25 protein-coding genes and 2 pseudogenes are annotated in these 21,127 nt (G+C 42.1%); 11 read left to right on the top strand and 16 right to left on the bottom strand.

Features of this window, described 5'->3' with window-relative positions; translation table 11 throughout:
- Window position 1: 1 nt before the first annotated feature.
- Window positions 2-517: a ComF family protein gene (locus AC0L6H_RS02110; RefSeq protein WP_473392299.1), complete on the bottom strand. Its 516-nt coding sequence runs from the start codon at window positions 515-517 to the stop codon at window positions 2-4.
- A gap of 318 nt (window positions 518-835) precedes the next feature.
- Here AC0L6H_RS02110 and AC0L6H_RS02105 point away from each other — a divergent pair, with 318 nt between their 5' ends.
- The 3 genes and pseudogenes from AC0L6H_RS02105 to AC0L6H_RS02095 form a co-directional block, all read left to right on the top strand.
- Window positions 836-1,630, top strand: coding sequence for an alpha/beta fold hydrolase (locus AC0L6H_RS02105; protein ID WP_473392296.1), 795 nt, complete (start codon window positions 836-838; stop codon window positions 1,628-1,630).
- A 156-nt stretch (window positions 1,631-1,786) separates the two neighbouring features.
- The gene (locus AC0L6H_RS02100) at window positions 1,787-2,041 is read left to right on the top strand and encodes a hypothetical protein (protein ID WP_473392294.1); all 255 of its coding nucleotides are present in this window, start codon (window positions 1,787-1,789) and stop codon (window positions 2,039-2,041) included.
- 16 nt (window positions 2,042-2,057) lie between these two features.
- Window positions 2,058-2,646 (top strand): annotated as a pseudogene (locus tag AC0L6H_RS02095) (putative metalloprotease CJM1_0395 family protein); the annotation flags it as partial.
- A 128-nt stretch (window positions 2,647-2,774) separates the two neighbouring features.
- Here AC0L6H_RS02095 and AC0L6H_RS02090 read toward each other — a convergent pair.
- The 3 genes and pseudogenes from AC0L6H_RS02090 to fkpA all read right to left on the bottom strand — a co-directional run bounded on the left by AC0L6H_RS02090 (window position 2,775) and on the right by fkpA (window position 6,622).
- Complete coding sequence (locus tag AC0L6H_RS02090) at window positions 2,775-5,108, bottom strand: Tex family protein (RefSeq protein ID WP_473392293.1); 2,334 nt, start codon at window positions 5,106-5,108, stop codon at window positions 2,775-2,777.
- Between the two features lie 132 nt (window positions 5,109-5,240).
- Window positions 5,241-5,716, bottom strand: a pseudogene (gene greB, locus AC0L6H_RS02085) (transcription elongation factor GreB).
- Window positions 5,717-5,878: 162 nt separating this feature from the next.
- Entirely contained in the window at window positions 5,879-6,622 is a 744-nt protein-coding gene (gene fkpA, locus AC0L6H_RS02080) for an FKBP-type peptidyl-prolyl cis-trans isomerase (protein WP_473392291.1), read from the bottom strand.
- Between the two features lie 102 nt (window positions 6,623-6,724).
- On the opposite strand from fkpA, the gene AC0L6H_RS02075 reads away from it, so the two are divergent.
- Together AC0L6H_RS02075 and AC0L6H_RS02070 are read left to right on the top strand one after the other, a co-directional pair.
- Window positions 6,725-7,708 (top strand): WD40 repeat domain-containing protein, encoded by a 984-nt coding sequence (locus AC0L6H_RS02075; protein ID WP_473392289.1) that lies wholly within the window; start codon window positions 6,725-6,727, stop codon window positions 7,706-7,708.
- Between the two features lie 49 nt (window positions 7,709-7,757).
- Complete coding sequence (locus tag AC0L6H_RS02070) at window positions 7,758-7,991, top strand: SlyX family protein (RefSeq protein WP_473392287.1); 234 nt, start codon at window positions 7,758-7,760, stop codon at window positions 7,989-7,991.
- Here AC0L6H_RS02070 and AC0L6H_RS02065 read toward each other — a convergent pair.
- The gene (locus tag AC0L6H_RS02065; protein WP_473392286.1) at window positions 7,988-8,194 is read right to left on the bottom strand and encodes a YheV family putative zinc ribbon protein; all 207 of its coding nucleotides are present in this window, start codon (window positions 8,192-8,194) and stop codon (window positions 7,988-7,990) included. The two genes, AC0L6H_RS02070 and AC0L6H_RS02065, sit on opposite strands and share 4 nt — an antisense overlap.
- Window positions 8,195-8,305: 111 nt before the next feature.
- Between AC0L6H_RS02065 and AC0L6H_RS02060 the strand changes: the two genes are divergently transcribed.
- Genes AC0L6H_RS02060 through AC0L6H_RS02045 form a run of 4 tightly spaced genes read left to right on the top strand, consistent with a single transcriptional unit; the run spans window position 8,306 to window position 12,000 of the window.
- Window positions 8,306-10,231, top strand: a complete 1,926-nt coding sequence (locus AC0L6H_RS02060) for an ATP-binding cassette domain-containing protein (protein WP_473392285.1) — start codon at window positions 8,306-8,308, stop codon at window positions 10,229-10,231.
- Window positions 10,231-10,800 carry a TIGR02444 family protein gene (locus tag AC0L6H_RS02055; protein WP_473392283.1) on the top strand — a complete coding sequence of 190 codons (570 nt, stop codon included), beginning with the start codon at window positions 10,231-10,233 and terminating at the stop codon, window positions 10,798-10,800. The genes AC0L6H_RS02060 and AC0L6H_RS02055 overlap by 1 nt, the downstream gene beginning before the upstream one ends.
- Entirely contained in the window at window positions 10,790-11,797 is a 1,008-nt protein-coding gene (locus AC0L6H_RS02050) for a hydrolase (protein ID WP_473392282.1), read from the top strand. The genes AC0L6H_RS02055 and AC0L6H_RS02050 overlap by 11 nt, the downstream gene beginning before the upstream one ends.
- Window positions 11,794-12,000: a YheU family protein gene (locus AC0L6H_RS02045; RefSeq protein ID WP_473392281.1), complete on the top strand. Its 207-nt coding sequence runs from the start codon at window positions 11,794-11,796 to the stop codon at window positions 11,998-12,000. Before AC0L6H_RS02050 ends, AC0L6H_RS02045 begins: the two co-directional genes overlap by 4 nt.
- An 85-nt stretch (window positions 12,001-12,085) precedes the next feature.
- Here AC0L6H_RS02045 and AC0L6H_RS02040 read toward each other — a convergent pair whose 3' ends face one another.
- Genes AC0L6H_RS02040 through nudE form a run of 3 tightly spaced genes read right to left on the bottom strand, consistent with a single transcriptional unit; the run spans window position 12,086 to window position 14,079 of the window.
- Complete coding sequence (locus AC0L6H_RS02040; RefSeq protein ID WP_473392280.1) at window positions 12,086-12,676, bottom strand: YceI family protein; 591 nt, start codon at window positions 12,674-12,676, stop codon at window positions 12,086-12,088.
- 22 nt (window positions 12,677-12,698) lie between these two features.
- Entirely contained in the window at window positions 12,699-13,520 is an 822-nt protein-coding gene (cysQ, locus tag AC0L6H_RS02035) for a 3'(2'),5'-bisphosphate nucleotidase CysQ (protein ID WP_473392279.1), read from the bottom strand.
- On the bottom strand, window positions 13,510-14,079 hold the full coding sequence (gene nudE, locus AC0L6H_RS02030; RefSeq protein ID WP_473392277.1) for an ADP compounds hydrolase NudE: 570 nt from the start codon (window positions 14,077-14,079) through the stop codon (window positions 13,510-13,512). The genes cysQ and nudE overlap by 11 nt, the downstream gene beginning before the upstream one ends.
- 57 nt (window positions 14,080-14,136) lie before the next feature.
- Here nudE and yrfG point away from each other — a divergent pair, with 57 nt between their 5' ends.
- Window positions 14,137-14,829, top strand: a complete 693-nt coding sequence (gene yrfG, locus AC0L6H_RS02025; protein WP_473392276.1) for a GMP/IMP nucleotidase — start codon at window positions 14,137-14,139, stop codon at window positions 14,827-14,829.
- Between the two features lie 47 nt (window positions 14,830-14,876).
- A complete protein-coding gene (gene yjjX, locus AC0L6H_RS02020) occupies window positions 14,877-15,428 on the top strand; it encodes an inosine/xanthosine triphosphatase (RefSeq protein ID WP_473392275.1) in 552 nt (183 codons plus the stop codon).
- A gap of 8 nt (window positions 15,429-15,436) precedes the next feature.
- Here yjjX and AC0L6H_RS02015 read toward each other — a convergent pair whose 3' ends face one another.
- The 8 genes from AC0L6H_RS02015 to gspG form a co-directional block, all read right to left on the bottom strand.
- Window positions 15,437-16,249 (bottom strand): type II secretion system protein N, encoded by an 813-nt coding sequence (locus AC0L6H_RS02015; RefSeq protein WP_473392274.1) that lies wholly within the window; start codon window positions 16,247-16,249, stop codon window positions 15,437-15,439.
- A complete protein-coding gene (gspM, locus tag AC0L6H_RS02010; protein WP_473392273.1) occupies window positions 16,212-16,688 on the bottom strand; it encodes a type II secretion system protein GspM in 477 nt (158 codons plus the stop codon). The genes AC0L6H_RS02015 and gspM overlap by 38 nt, the downstream gene beginning before the upstream one ends.
- Before the next feature lie 2 nt (window positions 16,689-16,690).
- Window positions 16,691-17,872 (bottom strand): type II secretion system protein GspL, encoded by a 1,182-nt coding sequence (gene gspL / locus AC0L6H_RS02005; RefSeq protein WP_473392272.1) that lies wholly within the window; start codon window positions 17,870-17,872, stop codon window positions 16,691-16,693.
- Window positions 17,873-18,925: a type II secretion system minor pseudopilin GspK gene (gene gspK, locus AC0L6H_RS02000; protein WP_473392271.1), complete on the bottom strand. Its 1,053-nt coding sequence runs from the start codon at window positions 18,923-18,925 to the stop codon at window positions 17,873-17,875. It lies immediately after the preceding gene.
- Window positions 18,922-19,578: a type II secretion system minor pseudopilin GspJ gene (gspJ, locus tag AC0L6H_RS01995; RefSeq protein ID WP_473392270.1), complete on the bottom strand. Its 657-nt coding sequence runs from the start codon at window positions 19,576-19,578 to the stop codon at window positions 18,922-18,924. Before gspJ ends, gspK begins: the two co-directional genes overlap by 4 nt.
- Window positions 19,575-19,973 (bottom strand): type II secretion system minor pseudopilin GspI, encoded by a 399-nt coding sequence (gene gspI, locus AC0L6H_RS01990; RefSeq protein ID WP_473392269.1) that lies wholly within the window; start codon window positions 19,971-19,973, stop codon window positions 19,575-19,577. Before gspI ends, gspJ begins: the two co-directional genes overlap by 4 nt.
- Complete coding sequence (gspH, locus tag AC0L6H_RS01985) at window positions 19,970-20,596, bottom strand: type II secretion system minor pseudopilin GspH (RefSeq protein ID WP_473392268.1); 627 nt, start codon at window positions 20,594-20,596, stop codon at window positions 19,970-19,972. The genes gspI and gspH overlap by 4 nt, the downstream gene beginning before the upstream one ends.
- An 87-nt stretch (window positions 20,597-20,683) precedes the next feature.
- On the bottom strand, window positions 20,684-21,127 hold the full coding sequence (gspG, locus tag AC0L6H_RS01980) for a type II secretion system major pseudopilin GspG (protein ID WP_473392267.1): 444 nt from the start codon (window positions 21,125-21,127) through the stop codon (window positions 20,684-20,686).

Here is a 21,127-nt window from a genome sequence, read left to right as displayed (position 1 = left end):
ACTAGCGTAAAGTAGCGGCAATACTCCAAACGTTTACGCTAGTTTCCGGATATGCCTGTTGTATTGTCAAACAGGCTTCGTTAACGGTAGCGCCAGTGGTAACCACGTCATCCACAATCGCGACTGAGCTAAAATCAGACATATTGTTGATGGCAAACGCACGACTAATGTTAGTTTGCCGATCTTTTTTACTTAAACGAGATTGCTGCTTTGTATGCCTAGTGCGCTTAAGTCCATCTACGCTTTGAATGCCAAACCGTGAAGCGAGCTCCTGCGATAGTAACCTTGCCTGATTATATTGCCTGCTTATATGCCTAGTGTTACTCAGTGGAATGGGAATAAGTGCATCTGGTACATTTTGTAGCGCGCGCATGCGAGATCCTAAATAGTAATCAAAAAGCTCAGCCAAGACCTTCGCTGCCAGTGGCTTGCTAGAAAATTTAAGCTGGTTTATTAATCCTTTCAAAACCCCTTCATAGCGACCAAGTGCGATGAATGACTCGTAGGCTGGACTCATCAAGTTATCATATACCTTTGGGTAAGCTAAAAGGTTTTGTCCTGGTACTGGGAATAAAGGAAGCTTTGTGTCTGCGAGACAGCATTGGCATATCAGCAATAAACTACTTTGATGACAAAGAAAACAGCGTTTATGACCAACGAAATCTCCTAATTTCTCGATTATGTGTTTTATCAGCTCATACATTTTCTGTCCTTGTCATCATTTATGTGTTTTAAGCTTATGTTTGAGAAGGAGTTGGCAACTTGCTTCTTCTTCAATCGACAGTGATAGCGTATCATCCGATTTATTGACGAACACCTGAATGGAAGAACAGTTTTGAAAAGCAACAATGGCCTACAGGTTTTATTTTTGCATGGTTGGGGCATGAACCAAGGTATTTGGAAACCATTTTTTGAGTATTGTCGTGCGAATATGACAAAAGAGGTGACTTTACATGCGCTTGACTTACCAGGGTGTGGAAACAATATCGATAGCGCGGTAGAAAGCGGTGATATAGATAATATAGTCCAATCATTGGCGGGCAATTTACCGTCCAATACAATCCTTGTTGGTTGGTCTATGGGGGGCCTTATTGCTCAGAAAATTGCAGATCTAGGCAATGAAAACCTCATTGCACATGTTCAAATTGCCAGCACACCAAAATTTTTACAATCTGACAACTGGGTAGGGATAAAGCCAGAAGTACTCGAAATGTTTGGTCAGCAGCTTCAAAGCGACCACCTCGCCTTATTAAAACGGTTTTTGGGTATTCAGTGCATGGGTTTAGAAAAACCAAAAGTGATGATTAAGACTATGCTAGAAGCGATTTGTGAATTTCCTATGAGTTCACGCGAGAATCTTGCAAAAAGTCTACATATATTGAAGGACACCGACTTACGTCCGTATCAAGATGAGTCCAAAGTTGAAACGCTCCCTTGTCTTCGCATATATGGTGCTTTGGACGGTTTAGTGCCAAAACGCGTAATCCCACAAATTGAAACGCTTTATCCGGCAAGTGAAATTCGTATACTGGCTAAGGCTTCTCATGCGCCATTTTTAAGCCATCCAGAAGAGACCTGGCAAGCTCTTTCAGGATTTATAAAGTCACTTCCTAGACAGTCTGGTTTCTAATCCTGGACAGTCTAGTTTTTAATTCTGGACAGTCTGGTTTTTAATTATTTGCGTAAACTGGACAGTCTGGAATAAAAGCTAAAGTTATACACTCTGCGGTCGATAACCTACTCTAGAACTAAATTTTAATAGGGTATGTTCGCATGGAGTACCTATATGAATAGTGTGAACTCTGGTTCAAGTAGTGCCTTACAAGTCGGGCTGAAAGGATATCAGCATGCCAGTGAAGGCATGAGCGAAGCGGCTGGAAGGTTAGCGCAAGGCAAGGCGAATAATCAAGCCAACACGCACACTATGGCTGCGGTAGAGTTGGCTGCTAGCACTTTGCAGGCAACAGCCTCTGCTGAAGTGGTCGATAGCGCTGGCAAACGAGACTCGATTATAGGGTCTATTATTGATACATATGCTTAGTTGAGGACGTCAATTGATGAATATCTTAACGCCTTTGGATTATCAAAACTTTAGCTCGGCTTCCGAAGGGCAAGGGACGGTGGAAGCACGTGCAGAAAATAATAATCGAGCCGCAATCGAAGCGCCTCAGGGACTTTCTCAATCAAAACACACCAACCAAGATAATCAAAGTGACACAAAGCATGATAATGCGCCTGCGCACTCTCAAGATAAATCTAAAGACAAGGTCAGCATTTCTGCTCAAGGTAAAAACGCGGCACAAGATGACGCAAATAATGAGCTAAGTGACGATGAAAAAAGCGAAGTCCAAACGTTAAAAGACCGCGACCGCGAGGTACGTATTCATGAACAGGCTCATGCTGCAGTGGGCGGCCAGTACGCAGGGTCTCCCTCATACGAATTTGAAACCGGGCCCGATGGCAAGCGTTATGCTGTGTCTGGCGAAGTTTCTATTGATGTGTCTGAAGAACAAGAGCCACAAGACACAGTGGAAAAAATGCAGGTTGTTAGGGCCGCTGCACTTGCCCCAGCAGAACCGAGCACACAAGATTTAAAGGTAGCCGCTGAGGCGACACAAAAAGAAAACCAAGCTCGCGCAGAAGTAAGTAAAGAAAATATAAGCAGTGAAGCGCCTAAAGAAGCAAACGCAAACGTGAAAACCAGAGCCTACCACCAAGCAAGTGCAGATGCGCCAAGCTCCCAAATTTCAGTGAGCGCTTGACTCTTTTTTCTATTATTTCTTCGCTTTAGCGAAGGCCTCAGCAAAAGCATTACCCATTACCGCATTGTTTGATTTTGCAGCGCCATGGCTTTTATTGTCAACTCTACGTTTTGGCTCAGTGCCTGTCTTTTTTGCTCCAGAACGTTTGTTATCCTTGCGCTCTTGAGCGCCTGCGTGGACATCATCTGACAATCTCATTGTCAGGGCGATACGTTTTCGATCTACATCAACATCGGTTACTTTTACCTTAACAATGTCGCCCGTTTTAACCACTTCTCGGGGATCTTTTATAAAGGTATTGGTAATAGCTGAAATGTGTACTAAACCATCTTGGTGCACGCCAATATCTACAAAGGCCCCAAAATTAGCGACATTGCTTACAACACCTTCAAGCACCATACCAACTTCAAGATCATTCATTGTTGAGACAGCTTCGTTAAACTTCGCTGTTTTGAATTCAGGTCTTGGGTCGCGCCCTGGTTTTTCTAATTCTTTTAAGATGTCGTTGACCGTGGGCAAACCAAAACTGTCGGTTACAAAGTCTTTAGCATCTAGTTGCCTAAGGATGTCTTTATTACCCAATACATCGTTCACTGCACTACCGGTTTTAGCAATCATTGTCGTGACTACATCATATGCTTCAGGGTGGACTGCAGATTTGTCCAAGGGGTTGCTGCCGTTCATCACGCGCAAGAAGCCAGCGGCTTGTTCGTATGCCTTCGGGCCTAAGCGTTCAACCTTCTTAAGTGCTTTGCGCTCAGTAAACGCCCCGTTGCTATCTCTAAAGTGAACGATATTATTGGCTAAGGTCTTATTCAAACCAGACACATGCGCAAGTAACGCGGGTGATGCGGTATTTAAATCAACACCAACAGCGTTAACACAGTCTTCAATCACATTGTCTAGTGACTGCGCAAGGTTACTTTGATTAACGTCATGCTGATATTGACCCACACCAATCGCTTTAGGTTCTATTTTTACCAGTTCTGCTAATGGGTCTTGTAGGCGCCTTGCAATCGATACAGCCCCTCGTAATGAAACGTCTAACTCTGGAAGCTCATTTGAGGCCAGTTCTGAGGCAGAATAAACAGAAGCGCCAGCTTCGCTAACGACTAGTTTTTGCAGTATCAATTCAGGATTAGCTTTCATCATCTCAGCGACGAGTTTGTCAGTTTCTCTAGAACCGGTACCATTACCAATACTAATCAGCTCCACTTTATGTTGCTTACATACATTAGCAAGGGTTCTCATCGACTTATCCCATTGATTTTGAGGCTGATGAGGGAAAATGGTCGTTGTTGCTAGCACTTTGCCGGTGGCATCAAGCACGGCTGTTTTAACGCCTGTTCGCAAACCAGGATCAAGGCCCATTGTGACCTTAGGTCCAGCGGGCGCTGCCATTAATAAATCTTGTAAATTTTTGGCAAATACATCAATCGCTTCAGTTTCGGATTTTTCTCTTAGCTGAGCGAATAATTCAGTCTCCATGTACTGACTTATTTTGACGCGCCATGTCCATTGAATAACCGAATTTAACCATATGTCGCGTGCGCTTTTTGTGTGGCAGTTTATGTTCAGCATTTGCGATATTATGCGTTCGCAGGCCTCACCTTTGTTGGCGTCATTAGCCGGTTCACTGTCTAAGCTAACTTGTAGCATGCCTTCGTTGCGACCACGAAAAATCGCCAACGCTCGGTGTGAAGGAACCGCGCTTAGTTTCTCTGAGTAGTTAAAGTAGTCGGTATATTTTACGCCTTCTTTTTCCATGCCTTTGATGACGGTGCTGGTAAAATGGGCGTGTTGTTTTAGATATTGGCGAACTTGTGCAAGCACTGACGCATTTTCTGCAAAGCGTTCCATAAGAATAAATTTAGCGCCATCTAAGGCCGCTTTTGAATCTTCCACCCCATTACTTGAACTGATATAAGCACCTGCTTCGGCTTCTGGGTCGAGGCTAGGGTTGTCAAGTAAGGCGTTTGCTAGTGGTTCAAGTCCCGCTTCAATAGCGATTTGCCCTTTGGTTCTTCTGCGTGGTTTAAAGGGTAAATATAAATCTTCCAATTCGGTTTTATTTTCGACAGCTTTGATTGTGGCCGCAAGTTCGTCGCTTAATTTACCTTGTTCAGATATCGATTTTAAAATTACGCTTCTTCTGCTTTCTAGCTCACGCAGGTAGCCTAAGCGTTGTTCTAACTTTCGAAGCTGTATGTCATCTAGGCCTTGAGTTATTTCTTTTCTGTATCGAGCGATAAAAGGTACGGTTGCACCTTCATCTAATAAATTTACTGCCGCTTCAATTTGACGTGCTGTAGCACCCAGTTCTGCCGCAATTTTTTCAATAATCATTCAATAAAGTCCAATAAGATATATTAGGTTAGTGTGCCGATGACACAATTTTAAGTATGGATAGATGATGCGAGGTTAATTTGATTCGCTTTTTTGCAATTATAACGAGAGATGGCCCACATAGCATGCAATTTATGATTTTGTGTACCATATTTTCAGTATTTCCCATTCTTTGGTGCTGACAGGTGTTTTGACAATTGCAAAATCACCTTCTTCTTTTTTAGCAGAGCCCGCGCCATGGGCGAGTCTATAGAGATGGCATCTTTTTTCCCAAAAATTTCGTCATAGCCTACAATTTGAAAGGTTAACTGTTGCGCGTCTTCGTTTTCTATCGTCACCCACGCACCAAAAAATACACGCCCTTCCTGCTGCTCGGAGTATTGAACAACTTTTGAGTTTTCGAGGGTTTTACGCAAATATCGAACGCGCCTATCAATCTCTCTGAGCCGCTTTTTGTTATATTGATAATCAGCGTTTTCACTTCTATCGCCTAAACTTGCGGCCCAAGTAACTTTTTTAGTGACTGCAGGACGGTCCGTGCGCCATAAAAAATCGAGCTCTTCATTTAGCTGCTGAAAGCCTTTTGGGGTTAAAAGTGGTGTTCTCATATTGGGTTTATCTTTTATAGAGTAGCGTTGCTTGTAAAGTCATTATCTAAACCTAGCTTATAATATGCTCAAATTACTGTTATCAAAAGGCTGGCAATAAAAAAGCGCAGTATATTTCATACTGCGCTTAATAAGAAAAGCATTAATATTGAGCCTTCTCAATTACTCGCTAAACGGGGCAATTGCCAGTAACTCAACATCAAAAATGAGTGCTGAGTTTGCTGATATTTTTCCTGTTGCGCGCGGGCCGTAAGCTAGTTCACTTGGAATATAAAAGCGATATTTGCTGCCAACTTTCATTAATTGTACGCCTTCAGTCCAACCGCTAATAACACGATTAAGTGGAAACTCGGCAGGAGTGCCTCTTTCAACTGATGAATCAAACACAGTGCCGTCAATTAACGTACCATGGTAATGAACGCGAACGGTATCTTCAGCGCTTGGGCTTGCGCCATCACCGGCACTAAGTACTTCATATTGTAAGCCAGACTCAGTAGTGACGACTTCTTCACGTTTTGCGTTTTCTGCTAAAAAGGCTTTAGCAGCGGCAATGTTTTCAGCAGAAGCGGCATTATTAGCAGCTTCTTCAGCGTCTTTATATTTATTTGTGAAGGCTTGTACGAATGTTTGTATTTCTTCTTCAGTGTATTGAGCCTTTCCGCTAAACGCTTCACTAAAGCCGGCTGCTAGTGCGTCTCTGTCGCTTTCTAAGCCTAGTTTGTCTTGCGCTTCTATTTGGTCATTAGCAAATTTACCCATACGAGCACCAAGGGCATATGAATGTTGTTGCGCTTCGCTTGTATAACTTGCAACTGCCGCAGTTTCTTCTTCGGCTTTCTTTTCGCTACCACAAGCAGATAATACTAGTGCGCTACCAATTATTAGGGCTATTGAGGCCTTTTTCATTTACTCTCTCCTAAAACACAAAAGCATGCTTTTTAGTGTTTTTATTTATTCATGGTTTATACTGGCGCCTATGTTAATGCTCTTGACCGCAAAGTGAAACCCTTGTTCGTAAATAGACCGCAATTATTTTTATACATCGTGGGTATCTGCCTGTTCTTAGGTGCCTGTAGCATCCCTGACACCACGCCTATCGAGAAAAGCAATTTGTCACCTAGCGGTGTTTATGCTGCAGATATTCATTCTGGCAGTGAGCTTGCAGTCATTTCTGAAGTAAGTGGTGAAATAAAAGTATACGACCTAAAGACGAGCCAAAGCTTATATTCGTGGCGACATCAAGGCGAAGGGCTCAACTTAGTCGACAATGTGAAATTTTCAAAAGATGGGGAATATGTTGTTACTTCAGATAGTGACGCATTCGCGGTATGGTCAATTGCGACCGGCGAACCCATCGGTTTTTGGCGAATTGACCAATCAACGATTAGAGATATTGCCATTGCTAATGGTGCTAGAGCGGTGCTTGTAGGCAGGGCCGATGGTTCAGTTATGTTTTTTGAACTTGAGAGTGAAAGACGCTTAGAATTTATCGGTCACGAGGAAAAAATAAACGCGGTCGATCTCTCCGCAAATGGTTTGTATGCGCTCACCGGTAGCAATGATTATAAAGCTTATTTGTGGGATACCCGTACTGGGCAGATTATACATGTATTTGATCATCCGCATCGCGTCACACAAGTATCACTAGACCAAAATGCCGAATTTTTATTTACCGCAGACGGGCAAGATAAAGCGCAACTTTGGAATGCGCAAACTGGGCAAGAAGTATCGCGTTTACATTTTATTGAGAGACAAATGGTGTTTACGACGGCCCGATTTTCTGATGATGGTAAGTACTTGCTGACAGGATCTCCTGCAAAAAGACTAGCACTTTGGGATGTTGCCAGTGGTAAACTTGTACACGACTGGCGGGTTGCACCTAGCAATGGGCCTGCGCCTCAATCGGCGGTTGTGTATGCTGTTGATTTCATTAATGACATACCCGTATCGATTTCTAGTAGCGGCAATTACGAACGATGGGCGCTTGAGTAGATATGCGTCTACTCGCCTAATAATGAGAACAGACGAGGTTAATTTTAGAATGAGTGAAGATGTCAGTAACATGAGCATGCTACAAGGTGAGATTGAATCGTTGGAGGTAAAGCTTGCGTATCAAGAAGACACCATTGAAATGTTGAACCAAACTGTTATTCAGCAGCAAAATAGAATCAAAAACATAGAGCAACTTTTGGAAAAAATCACCGAAAAGCTGAAATCCATGCCAGCCTCAGAATCTCAGATTAATGATCAAGTAGAATTGCCTCCTCACTATTAGTCGGGCTTAAACACACCAATTACACCGGTGGCTGTTTTGCTGGCAGCCGTGACTTCTTTAGTTGTTTGGGTTTCTTTATAATCGCAATTTACACAGGCTAATTTCTCAACGTTATTTTCAAAATACAGCATTAGTGTGTCGAGGCTTGAGCAAGAGGGGCATTTAGCACCGGCAATAAAACGTTTTTTGATTTTGGTAGTCATTCAGTTCTTACTTCTAAAAGGGCTAAAACTTATTATACCTAATTACGTTAAGTAATGATCAATATGTGGAATTTTGCTATCCTGCGCGCCTCATTTATTTAAGTCGATGTTATGATTAAACTACAGAAACTAGGCCTACAACGAGGCGTAAAAACGCTGATAGAGTCGTCTGACCTAGAAATTTTTGCGGGACAGAAAGTCGCAATTATAGGGCCCAACGGCTGTGGCAAATCAAGTTTATTTTCTTTACTTCTTGGGCAAATAAGCCCTGATGCGGGTGAATATTCTGTTGCCAAGCATTGGCAAGTCGTGGCAATTGCTCAATACATCGATGATACTTCTCGAAACATATTAGACTATGTCATTGATGGAGATAGTAATCTACGCAATATTGAGCGACAGCTAAAACAAGCAGAAGCAGATAACAATGGCGAATTAATTGCGCAGCTTCATGAAAAATTAGGCCATGCTGGTAGTTATGATGTTCAAGCAAGAGCAGCTACAATTTTAGCTGGCCTTGGATTTGGCGAAGCCGATTTGACTTCGGTTGTGGCCAATTTCTCAGGTGGTTGGCAAATGCGCTTAAACCTAGCCAGGGCGCTGCTTTGCCCTTCCGATCTTTTATTATTAGATGAGCCAACTAACCATCTAGATCTTGATGCCGTCATCTGGTTACAAGATTATTTACAGCAGTATCCAGGAACCTTGCTATTAATTTCTCATGATCAGGCCTTTATTGATGCCTGCGCGGGTGTCATTGTTAGTTTTGAAGATAAGCAGTTGATTGCATACACGGGTAACTATTCAAGTTATCAAAAGCAGCGAGCAGAGCGCCTAGCATTGGCCCAGAAGCAATATGAAAAACAGCAGCAAAAAAAGCAACATCTGACTTCTTTTATCCTTCGTTTTAAAGCTAAGGCGAGTAAAGCGAAACAAGCACAAAGCCGCGTTAAGCAACTTGAGAAGATGGAAGCGCTGCTACCTATTCAGCAGGCGAATGAATTTTCTTTTGATTTTAAAGAGCCCGATAAACTTCCCAATCCTCTAATCAATATGGAAGAAATTCAACTTGGCTATGATGAGACGATAATTTTATCAAACATTCAGCTAAATTTAGTGCCGGGTAGCCGTATTGGCTTATTGGGCCGCAATGGCGCAGGTAAATCCACTTTTATAAAACTACTCGCAGGTGAGCTCAAGCCTTTGCAGGGTAGGTATACAACTTCTGCCGGCTTAAAAATTGGATATTTTGCTCAACATCAGGTGCAAGCTTTGAATTTGGAGAATTCAGCATTTGATCATTTATTAGCGCTAGATCGTCAACTGACTGACCAGCAAATTAGAGACTATTTAGGCGGCTTTGGCTTTCATGGCGATGAAGCTTTGAAAAAAGTGGCGCCGATGTCGGGTGGTGAAAAAGCGCGCTTGGTATTGTCTTTGATAGTGTATACAAAACCTAATATATTGTTATTAGATGAACCAACTAACCACCTTGATATGAATATGCGAGAAGCACTTGCCTATGCATTGCAGTCTTTTGAAGGAGCGATGGTGATTGTGTCGCATGACCGCTATTTACTCGAAAGTGTGTGCGACGACTTTTATTTGGTTGATGGCGGTGCGGTTAGTCCTTTTTCTGGTGATTTAGGCGATTATCAAAAATTACTTTTTGCCAATAAAGCAGACAAAACTCGTGCAACTGATTCAGATGTTAAAAAAGACGGGGTGGTCATTGACCGCAAAGCGCAAAAACGCCTAGAGGCAGAATTTCGTCAAGCGACTAAAGCCTTTAGAGAAACGATTACGAAGAGTGAAAAGCAAATAGCCAAATATCAAGGGGTTCTGCAAGAGATTGAAACACAGATGCTTGATACAAGCTTGTATGAAGCGAAAAACAAAACACGTTTGAACACCTTGATAGCCACACAAGTGGATGCAAAGAACCAAATTGAGGAGTTCGAAATGCTTTGGCTAGAGGCGCAAGAGCACTTAGAAAACGCGCAAGCGAATTTTGATAGCACGAAGGACGCTAGTTAATGTTGCAAAAACAGGTTGATATTTCGGCCCAAGAGTTTTGGCAATTTTCATTGCAGTTTTATGAGCAGGCTAATGTTCAAGAGAATCTGTTGTGCTTACAAGATAAATTTGGGCTGAATGTTAATATTGTATTATTTATCATATACTTACGCGTGAAAGGTTTGGGGTTGTCGGCGCAGCAATTAAAAGTTATCAACACAAAAAATCAAAAACTGGACAGTCTAACTTCTAACTTACGGGCTATAAGAAGAAGCTTAAAAGCGCAAAATATTGTCAGTAATGTGGCTAATAGTAAATGCGCTGAATACCAAAATTTGTTGGCACAAGAACTCGAACTTGAACGTGAGCAGCAAGCAAGAATTATAAGTGTGACTTTAGATCTGGAATTTGCTGTCCAACGAGTCTTAAATAAAGTCTCAGAAAAGAAGTTATTCTTTGATAAAATATACCATATAGCCGAAGTGAGTGGTAACTTACAAGAAGAGTGCTTAGAACCAGTTTTGGACACGTTAATAGATAGAATGATTGAGTATCGTTCGATGTTTGGTGGGCAAAGCAATGACTGCTAATTTTCCTACTCAATTTGGACGTATTTCTACTTCATCTTTTGAACCAGAAAAGTGGCTTAAAAATGCCCATTTACAAACTATATTACCTAAGTTTGTTCTATCAGCGCCTGATATTCAATTTATTAATGAACGCATCACTACGCCTGATAAAGACTTTATTGATTTATCGTGGGCAACACCGAATAAATCGACTAAAACGAAAGCCACAGTAATTTTATTTCATGGTCTTGAAGGTTCTTTTCAATCTCATTATATAAAACATTTAGTGGCATTATTGTTAGAACAAGAATATGCATGCGTAGTGATGCACTTTAGGGGCTGTAGTGGTGAAGCTAATTTAACACCTATCGCGTACCATTCAGGAGCTACTTTTGATCCTGAATTTATCATACCCATCGTAAAAGCAAGGTTTAGCAAACTACCCTTGTTTGCTGTTGGGTTTTCATTGGGCGGAAATATGTTAATGAAGTTGATGGCTCAACTTCACTACTTGCCAATTGATGCGAGTGTTTGTGTCTCGGCACCTTTAGACTTAGCAGCTTCATCTTTTGCTGTTCAACAGGGGTTTTCTAGAGTTTATCAATGGCATTTGATGAAAAGCATGAAAGCGAATTTACTGAATAAAATGACGCTTGTTGATATGTCGTCTAGTTTAGGCGTGTCGGCGACCGAAATTGCGGCAATGAAAACGTTTAGGCAGTTTGATGACCATATTACATCAAGGTTACATGGCTTTGATGACGCCCAAGACTACTACCGTAAATGTAGCGCTTTATCTGATTTGCCAATGATAAAAAAGCCAACGCTTATATTACACGCCGAAGATGATCCGTTTATGAACAAGAGCGTTATCCCCAAAGAAGCAATGATAAACGATAATGTTGCATACGAAGTCAGTAAACACGGTGGACATGTTGGGTTTTTAAGAAGTGTTTCTGGAGTCGATAAGCTATGGCTACCAGAACGCATAAATGATTTTTTGAGTGAAATATTATGATAGTGCCGTATAAAGAACTTGAACCAGACACATTGTATAGTTTGATCGAGAGCATCGTGCTGCGAGAGGGGACTGACTACGGTGAAGTAGAGATGTCGCTGGCTGAGAAAGTCGCTTTAGTCAAAAGTCAATTAGAACAGGGTGTTGCAGCGCTTGAATACTCTGAAGAACATGAGTCGGTTAACATTATTTCTTTGGACTAACCTAGCTTTCTTATTTTTAAGCTGTAGGCTTATCCACAAAGTGCAGCACGGACAGTCTAGCACGCTCTTTGTGGATAACTTTGATTTACATGGGAGTGAAGGTAACACTAAACGATAGGGGAACCGCTTTTGAAATACTCTTCAGCATGGCTATTTCCTGTAATGCTGCAATGCCAGATTCAAGACCGAATTCACTTGCGTTCAAAATAGTGGGTTTTATTGTTGTTGCTTTAATTTGACCGTTTTCTAGCGTGCTTATTAGCACACTAAATGATGTTGGTACGGTTTTATTTTGAATCGTCAACTGCCCTTTAATATCTACCGTCTTACTTGTGCCGACCGGGGCGTCCAATAGTTCTTTGTCAACCTTCGCCACAAAACTAGCGCTCGCAAAGTTAGCGACATCAAACAGCATTTTTTGCATTCTTTCATTGCGAATTGGTATCGATGTCTCAACAGACATTAAATTAACGTCAATATTGAGTACTCCGTCATCACTAACGCTACCTGAGAAATCTTTGAAAGAATGTACTTCTGCTATGTGCTCATTTTTTACTGACATAAAGTGCACTGAGCTTTCTGTCTTATCGATTCCCAAGTCAGCTTTCAATATTGGAGACAACAGCATACCAGCAAGGAATATTGAGCTAGTAATGTAGTTAGAAAATTTAAGCATGATAATTACCCTGATTAAAAATTTATTTATACTGAATTATACTCTTCCAAGCCACTCGTTGATCACCAAGTACTACAAAATCTGGGTTGATAACACTTTCTCTTCGGTTATAGGTAATGGGGTCGAAGTTTGCTGCCATAATAGCACCACCTGCTTCGTTAATGATGCATTCAGATGCACCTGTATCCCATTCACCGGTAACGCCTAAACGCATGAATACGTCAGCCGCGCCTTCTGCAATAAAACAAGCTTTTAACGAGCAACTGCCGGTGGGTAAAGTCTGATAGCTTCTTTTATCACTTAAGCGCTCGAAAATACGTTCTCTAGACTGTCTACGGCTAATCGCAATCATAATCACGTCTTCACTGGGCACTGAAAAAGAGCGCACGGCAATGGCTTTGGTCTCACGCGAACAACGTTTGTAGGCGCCATTGTCTTTGCTGGCAAAATAAAGTGATTCACCACATGGCCAGTATATGACGCCAATCACAGGCTGATGATTTTCAATCAGCGCTATATTTACCGCAAAATCGCCCGACCTTGCGATGAACTCTTGGGTTCCATCTATGGGGTCAATAAGCCAATAGCGAGTCCAGTTTGAGCGCTCTTTAAGGCTTGCCAAGGGCGTTTCTTCTGACATGATAGGGATATTTGGCGTGGCCGTTTGCAATATATCCATAATAATCTCATTAGCCCGGTAGTCGGCACTCGTAACCGGACTCTCATCTTCTTTTTCAAACTCTTCAAAATCGCCTTTATCATAGATATTTAGCACTTCAATTCCGGCTTTGATAGCAGCTTCTTTTGCGATTTCTAACAATTCGCTAATAGGTTTAGTCATCATGGGACTTTCTCCAACGGTCTAACAATAATAATGCAGCAACACTTCTTGCTTCGCAAAAATCTTCTTTCGCTAATAATTCATCAATGTCATTTATAGGCCATCTAATGACTTCAAGAGGTTCTGGCTCGTCGCCCTCTAGGCGAGATTCGGATAGGTTCTGAGCAATAAGCACATGCATTTTTGCATCAAAAAAGGTCGGCGCCATGGCGAGGGTTTTTAGTGGTGAAAAGTGTTCTGCTTTAAAACCAACTTCTTCTTGTAGCTCTCTGTTTCCGGCTTCTACAGGGGTTTCACCAGGGTCAATGAGACCTTTAGGAAAGCCGAGCTGATAACAATGAGTACCCGCTGAGTATTCTCGTATTAATAGCATATGGTCATCATCCGTGAGGGGGACTACCATCACCGCACCGCGCCCGCTGCCGGACATACGTTCAAACTCTCTTTTTACACCGTTACTGAAGGTCAAATCTACTTGTTCGATTTTAAAAAATCGACTTTCTGCAACGAGCGTTCGCGCATTTATTTGTGGCAATTTATTTTCTGGCTTTGTTTTACTCATGCTAACTTCACAGGATACAATACGTCATAACCTAGACCTTAGCACAAGGATAAACACTTGGCACTCTTACCGTGGCATAAGATTGAAACTGTTTTACTCGACATGGATGGCACCTTGCTTGATTTGCATTTCGATAACCAATTTTGGGTGCATCACTTGCCGCGAAAACTTGCTCAAGTGAGCGGCCGCCCATTAGGTGATTGTATAAAGGAAATGGAAGCAGCTTATGCTGAAGTCCACGGCACTTTAGAATGGTATTGCCTAGATTATTGGGCTGAGCGACTGCAATTAGATATTGTCGACGCAAAGCAAGAGCTTGCGCACCTAATTGTAATGCGTGACGATTGCATTCCCTTTTTAGACGCGCTTCGAGCAAGTAAGCGAAAAGTCATTTTAGTGACCAATGCCCATCCTGATAGCTTATCTTTAAAGGTAGAAAAAACCCAATTGGATGCCCATATAGACACGTTGATATCTACGCATCAGTTTGGGGTTTCGAAAGAATCTCAGTCATTGTGGCAACAATTACAGGCACATCTTGGTTTTAACCCCAAGACCACCTTGTTTGTTGATGATGGCGAACGCATTCTCGATGCTGCGAAAAAGTTTGGCATTGCCTACACGCTTGGGGTCAGAAATCCCGATAGCAAACTTCCTGACATTGATTTTGATAATCACCCAAGCACAAACAATTATAGCGAATTACTTGCATCTATTCACAATGAACCATTTCGCTTATTAGGCGAGTGAGCGCGAGCAAAAGTACATCAGTCTTCGCTGAATACAAAGAGGGAAGTATGACAAACACAAAAGAGGATAAGGCGCTAAGGGTAGTCGTTGCATCAGCAAACCCGGTGAAGATAGACGCAGCAAAGGAGGCTTTCTCACTTGTTTTTAAAGTCGCGGTAGACATCGTTGCTGCAGATGTTGATTCTGGCGTTAGTGATCAACCGATGGATTATGAGGAAACCCGTCTAGGCGCTGAAAATCGTGTTAAGCAAGCGCTGCAGTTGCATGAGGCAGACTATTATATTGCCTTTGAAGGCGGCGTTGATGTTTTTGAAGATGGCCCTAAAACCTTTGCAGTAATTTGTATCTCAAATGGTGCTGAATTGGTTTTTGGACAGTCTGGGATGTTACCGTTGCCACTGCCGGTCTACGCGATGTTGCTTGAAGGAACTGAATTGGGGAGTGCCATGGATGCGTTATTTAACACGGTCAACATTAAGCAAAAAGGCGGCGCCATTGGCCAATTGACCAATGGGCTTGAAACGCGAAAGAGTATTTATACATCAGCGACTATTCTTGCACTAAGTCGCTTCGTTCACAAAGACTTGTATAAGGTTTAATATTGCAACTATAACGGTTCGCGTGACTTAATGTTTAACTTGTAACGACCTTGTCCCAAAGAGGGACCAAAAAATGATGTGCCCATTTTTACTTCATTGGGGTAGTTGTTAGGAATAGCATAGCTGCCCTCAGCCGCATATCTTCCGGCTTGGTTAAATAGAATCTTAGCGTCTAAGGAAATCCCGTTGTCGGGCGATACTTGCAATGCAAAGTTTGGTGACTCACACGCTAATGAGGCATTGAAGTTGCCTAAATCTAAGGGGCGACCTTCAATATTAAATGCGGCCTGCAACCAACTTCCTTTACCGTCGAGTTGTTCACAGCCTTGGTCAAAAGAAAAGCTATCTATATCAACTCTAACTCTTCCTAAGGCCGTAACCACTACGGGCAAGTCAACCTGTGCAAACAGCGGCTTAACCGGAACGAAAACACGCGCGTTGTTGATGTCAAACGCTTTGGTGTTCAAGAATGAAACTTGCACATTCCCATCAAGATATATTTTGTCGCTGTTTCTAATTTCGCCGCCTTTAATATCAACTTCAGCCTTCAATAAAAGTAAAGATAGCGGAGATAAATCCCAAGTAAATTGCTCTACTAACAAACCTTCATAGCGTACATCCATCGCGCTACCAGAAAACAATGTACCATCAACACCAGTGAAGCTGAGTTTCCCCTGACTACTTTCTTGAATGTAGCTGGTGACATATTGCGCAGGCATATAAACTAATAGAAATAGAAAATAAACAACGATACCAAGTATTATCCACTGCCACTTTTTCACTCTACTCTTTCCCCAATCGTAATCGTTGAACTTGAACAAAACCTTTCTCATTGATTTCAGATACATCTGACTGAATGATCACTACACCTCTACTTTCAAGTATATCTAGCCAGCGCAAAAAATCATTGAATACGACTTCGTCTAAAGTAACGACAAGTTCATCGCCCTGGGGCTGCATTCTGGCGATGGGGATATTGGCGCTACGCGTTGTTTGGTTTACCACTTGCGTCAATGACCCTGAGAATGTGGTTTTATTCGATGACTGACGCAATATCGCAGCTCTGTTGGCTTGCTCTTTCACCCACGCTAGTTCTGCTCTATCGTTGGCAACAACGCTGCGTTGTTTTTCGAGTGCACTTGACATGGGTGACCAAATGGCAAAGTAAAATATACCGACAATCGCCACGACGCTCGCAAGCAGCACTAGTTTTTGTTCTCGCTCTGAAAGGTCTTTAAACCATACTTTTAACTTGTCCATGATTAGCCTCTCACCGTAATGACACCGATTACTTCATCGCCTCTATTGTTCAAAGCGCCTTGTTCAACTTCAAAACCTAAGTTTTGGGCATTACGTCTGAAACTTTCTAAGGCTTCAAAATTTTGGGCAACTGATTGTATGCGTATTTCTGAGCGTTTTATATCGTACTTTAAGGTTTGAGGTCGAACGCCTGAGGTTTCAAAAGCATCACTTAATCTGGTTAACATCGCCAACATACTCAAATTTCCGCCCCCTTTTTCAAGAGCGTTTATTTCTCGTGCTAAAACACGTCTAACGTTTGTTACTTTACCTAAGTTTGGAAAGCCTTGCTTCACGCTTGCTTGGATTTCTTGACGCAGCTCCGCTCGGTCACGCTTTAAATTGTTTAGTTCAGTGGTTTTGTAAACCAAATTTGAGCAAAGGGCAATCACAGCTAATGCGGCGGCAAGCTTCCATTTGTCCCACGCAACATTCGTTTTATGTTTGACAGTATATTCACCTTGGAACAAGTTTAATGTTGATGCCAAAGCGCCCTTTAATAATAATTGCATGGGCAGGCTGTCAAAGTTAAAAGTGACATGTTCAGATTCTGCAAGGGTATGGATTTCGCTGTAACATGTAATAGCGAGTTTATCACTTGTGGCTTTTTCATTGACTAATGGTAATAGCCAAGGGCTTTCACCCTGCATAAATTGTCCGTCGGCAAATCTAACTAACAAATTCTCGTCCAACTCCAAGATACTAATGCCGTCGCTTTCTGGTAAACAATAGGCATCGGGTACTAAACGGGCGCAAAACAAACCAGCGTCAACAAAAGCTTGCTGCCATTGTTGTAGTTTTTCTTTGTTGATAATAGCGACTTGTTGGGTATTTCCCTGTTTCTCACCTAGTGCAAAAAATAGCTGATCGACATCGCCGCAAAGCTCATCTTCAATCATATACGGAATAGCGGCTATCGTTTTTCTTGAGGCGTTTGGTGGAAGTTCAACGCGTTTATAAAGCACTTCACTTGATGGGGCGAGGGCAATTACCTCAGCACTTGTCGCACGCTCGCTCAATGATGCCATCGCGCTTGCATCATTTAATTTACCCGACGCAATAATCTCGTCTTCTTGCGCGCTGTAAACTAACCAATGGATTGGGTCGCTATGTTGTGAGCCCAATCGAATTATTAAACGCTGCATCTAAAATGCGCCTCCAAACTCTCGACTAATAATGGTGATCCCGCCATCATCTAGTCTAAAAATAGTTGATAATTTAAACTGTGAACCTTGGAACTTGGCTATCGTGTTTAGTTTAAAATACTTGGTGGTTATATCAAACCATTGTTTCTTTTCTGGATCTAATTCTAAAGCTTGAACTTCAGCTAGTGCAAAAAAGTCTTCAATACTGTTGAATCCCTCTGTTGGACGACTATCGATAATACTCGTACCGGTGTCTAAAGTGTCCCCTAAAAGCGAAGACAACACAACCGCGTTCTCGCCGCTAATCGTATTTACATTGATTTTGATGTTGCTTTCAGGGAGAACACATACCACTGATGATAACTCTTCTAATCCGCCTACTTCGATAGCTTGTTCTATTCCGTTTATAAGTCGAAGTTCTGAGGGGTGCCCTAGCGGATTGTTTGCTGCCAAATATGGATTTGCTAGGGATTCGTAGTCAGCATCTTCGGCGCCGTAATTTTTAGGCGTGCTGTCTTCGTCTATCCAGTCGATTAACGAATCGCGGATGGTATCGCTAACTAAGCTATCGTTTACGAAAAATTCAACTAAGCGGTGAAATGCTTCTTGAGGCTGCGTTATTAGGGTTGGGTCGATTGGTAGACCTGGATTCCCCTCGTTTTCCTTACTTTCTTCCTCGTCCTCATTGTCATCGGGTCGAATATAGGCAGAATTGATTGCGTTTAGGTTGAAGCAAGTCTGCATATCTTCTAATTGCGCTTTGATTGACCCGCCAGGCACGGGGTACTCAAAGGTTTCAGCCCATGGTTGACTTAAATTAATATTGTCTCCGGTGAGTGCTTTTAGTGTCATTAAGGAGTTTTGCGCAAACTGCTCAGCGCCTAATGCATACCAATATGCTTGATTATTGGCCTTAATATTTAAGGTGCGGGCGACATTAAGTTGAAGTCTACTGCTCATCTCTACCGCAATGACCGTGATTAAACTAACGATGAGTAAAACCACAACTAAGGCAAGGCCGTTTTGCTTTTTGTTGTATTGTTGAAGCGTCATACTTTCACCTGGAATTCTCTGCGAATAACACCAAATGTATCGGTTGTGATGGTGATAGCGATTGCAATTGGCAGGTCTACGTCAGGGATGGTATCTGACCAGTCTAACTCGGTGCTAAGTTCTCGGAGTACTTCTACCTGGAAATCACTTACGCCCTCTAGTAAGACTCTCACTTTGGGTTCAGTGCCGATGACAGCGTCTACATAATTGGTGTGCAAGCGTTCTAGACGATTTTCTTGTAAGCGATAAGCGACATTTTGCAGACTACTGCGTTTTAAACGCATTTGCGGATTTCGCCAGCCACCTCTAACAAAGCCAATGCCGTAAGCTTCGCTTTCAAACTCAAACTCGCCGCCAGTGATTACTAAATTATTTTCAATACCTTGGGTTCGAGGAATCCTAGCTTGGATTTGAAGGAAGTCGCGTTCGATTATGATCATGGCCCGCTGAAGTTGTTCAAATTGGGCTTCTCTCTTTGCTGAGACTTCGCTTGATGTGTTGACGTTGGTCAACATCGCATTTGCGGCTAAGGCAAGTAGCGAGAATATACCAATGGCAATCACTATTTCTATGAGCGTGAAAGCACGTTGATTTTTAACGGAAAAATAAAATCCTGGACAGTCTAGATTTTTATTTCTGCTGTTTTTGTTCATTGGGTTTGCTTCGCTATAAAGCTACTAACAGATGTAATTTGCGTTTTCATTTCTTCATCTAACGCAACGGTAACCGTGATTTGATAAAGTGAATCGTCGCTGGTTTTAACGACTTCACGTTCCCAATACCAAACTTGCCCAACCATTTCTTCTTCGCCTTTTGTTTCTTTATCCAATGGCCATTTGATTGTCGATTCTAAGGTACTGCGCGTTAATTCATTATTTGCGACCCATGTTGCAAATGTGACTCTTTCTAACACCGTAACTGAACGTAAATGTTCGTAAACGGTTTTCATAACCGCACCGCCAGCAAGCGCAAAAATAGCAACCGCAACCATGACTTCAATTAGAGTGAAGCCTAGGTGATTTTTTTTAAAGTTTACGAAAGGTTTCATTCTGGCTCTACTAAAGATAAGGGAACGGTATCCTGGCCTTGTAGCTGGAACTCAAAACCCTCATCGCCAATTTCTTGAGGTTCGTATCTTATACGTAATTCAAATGGAGTAATTTCGCCGCTCGATAGTATAAATACTTGTGGGGGAGGAGGAGCTTTGTCTTCTTCATTGCCTATATCAACGCCTTCATCACTGACGCTTAATTGCTCGTCAAAAATTCGCCTGTCAAACAATGAGTCATCGTTTTCCCAGGCCAAACCATCCAGAATAAGTTCTAAATAAACGCCTTCAGAAAAGTAGGCTTTTTCGAATTGTTTTTGGTCTTCTACGGGTACCCATTGTTCTTCATCATCTAATTTAACAAATTCATAGGATTGTTCTTTATCGTCAAGTCTCAAACCCATTTCTAGTTGATTGATGACAGCATAGTCACTTGCCATATTGAAAACGACTTGTAAGCGCTTCACTTCTTTTTCAATATCTTTTTGGACATTTCCGGCAAAAAAAGCAAACCTAACACTCGCAAGAATAAGACCAATTAGTGCGAGCACAATAATAACTTCAAGTAGAGTAAAGCCTACTTGTTTTGGGTCGTAGCTTTTAGTCGTCTTCGAGTAGGACAAAGTAAAACCTTGATTATTATGAGTTTTGTCTAAGCGCAGCTTTATGTTAATTAAGATCTGGACAGTCCAGATCTTAATTTGAGTTACTTACTTGAGGTATTCATTTAAGTTCCAAGTCGCAATATCATCCTCAGTACCTTCGATTTGATCAGGGCCAAAGCTATAGATGTCGTATTGACCTACTTCGCCAGGATAAAGAAGTACGTAACTGTTGCCCCAAGGATCTTCTGGTAACCTTGTGATAATGCCGCCTTCAGGATAGCCCTTAGGAATAGGATCGATGGTGGGCATGTTAACTAGTGCATCAAGGCCTTGTTCGGTCGTGGGCATACTATTGGTTTGCAGTCTGTAGAGCTGGATTGAGCTTTCTAATTGCTGTATGTCAATCGCCGCTTTCTTCAGTTTAGCAGCATCTTGCTGTCCGAAAATAGCCGGGGCAACAATTGCAGCCATTGTCGCAATGATAAAAATAACAACCATTACTTCAATTAGGGTAAAGCCTTTTTGAATGTTTCTTGAATTAGTCTTCAT

The organism is Glaciecola sp. G7-5 (assembly GCF_055808975.1).
Note: the sequence above shows the minus strand (reverse complement) of the source record. Positions and strands in the feature narration are given on the sequence as shown.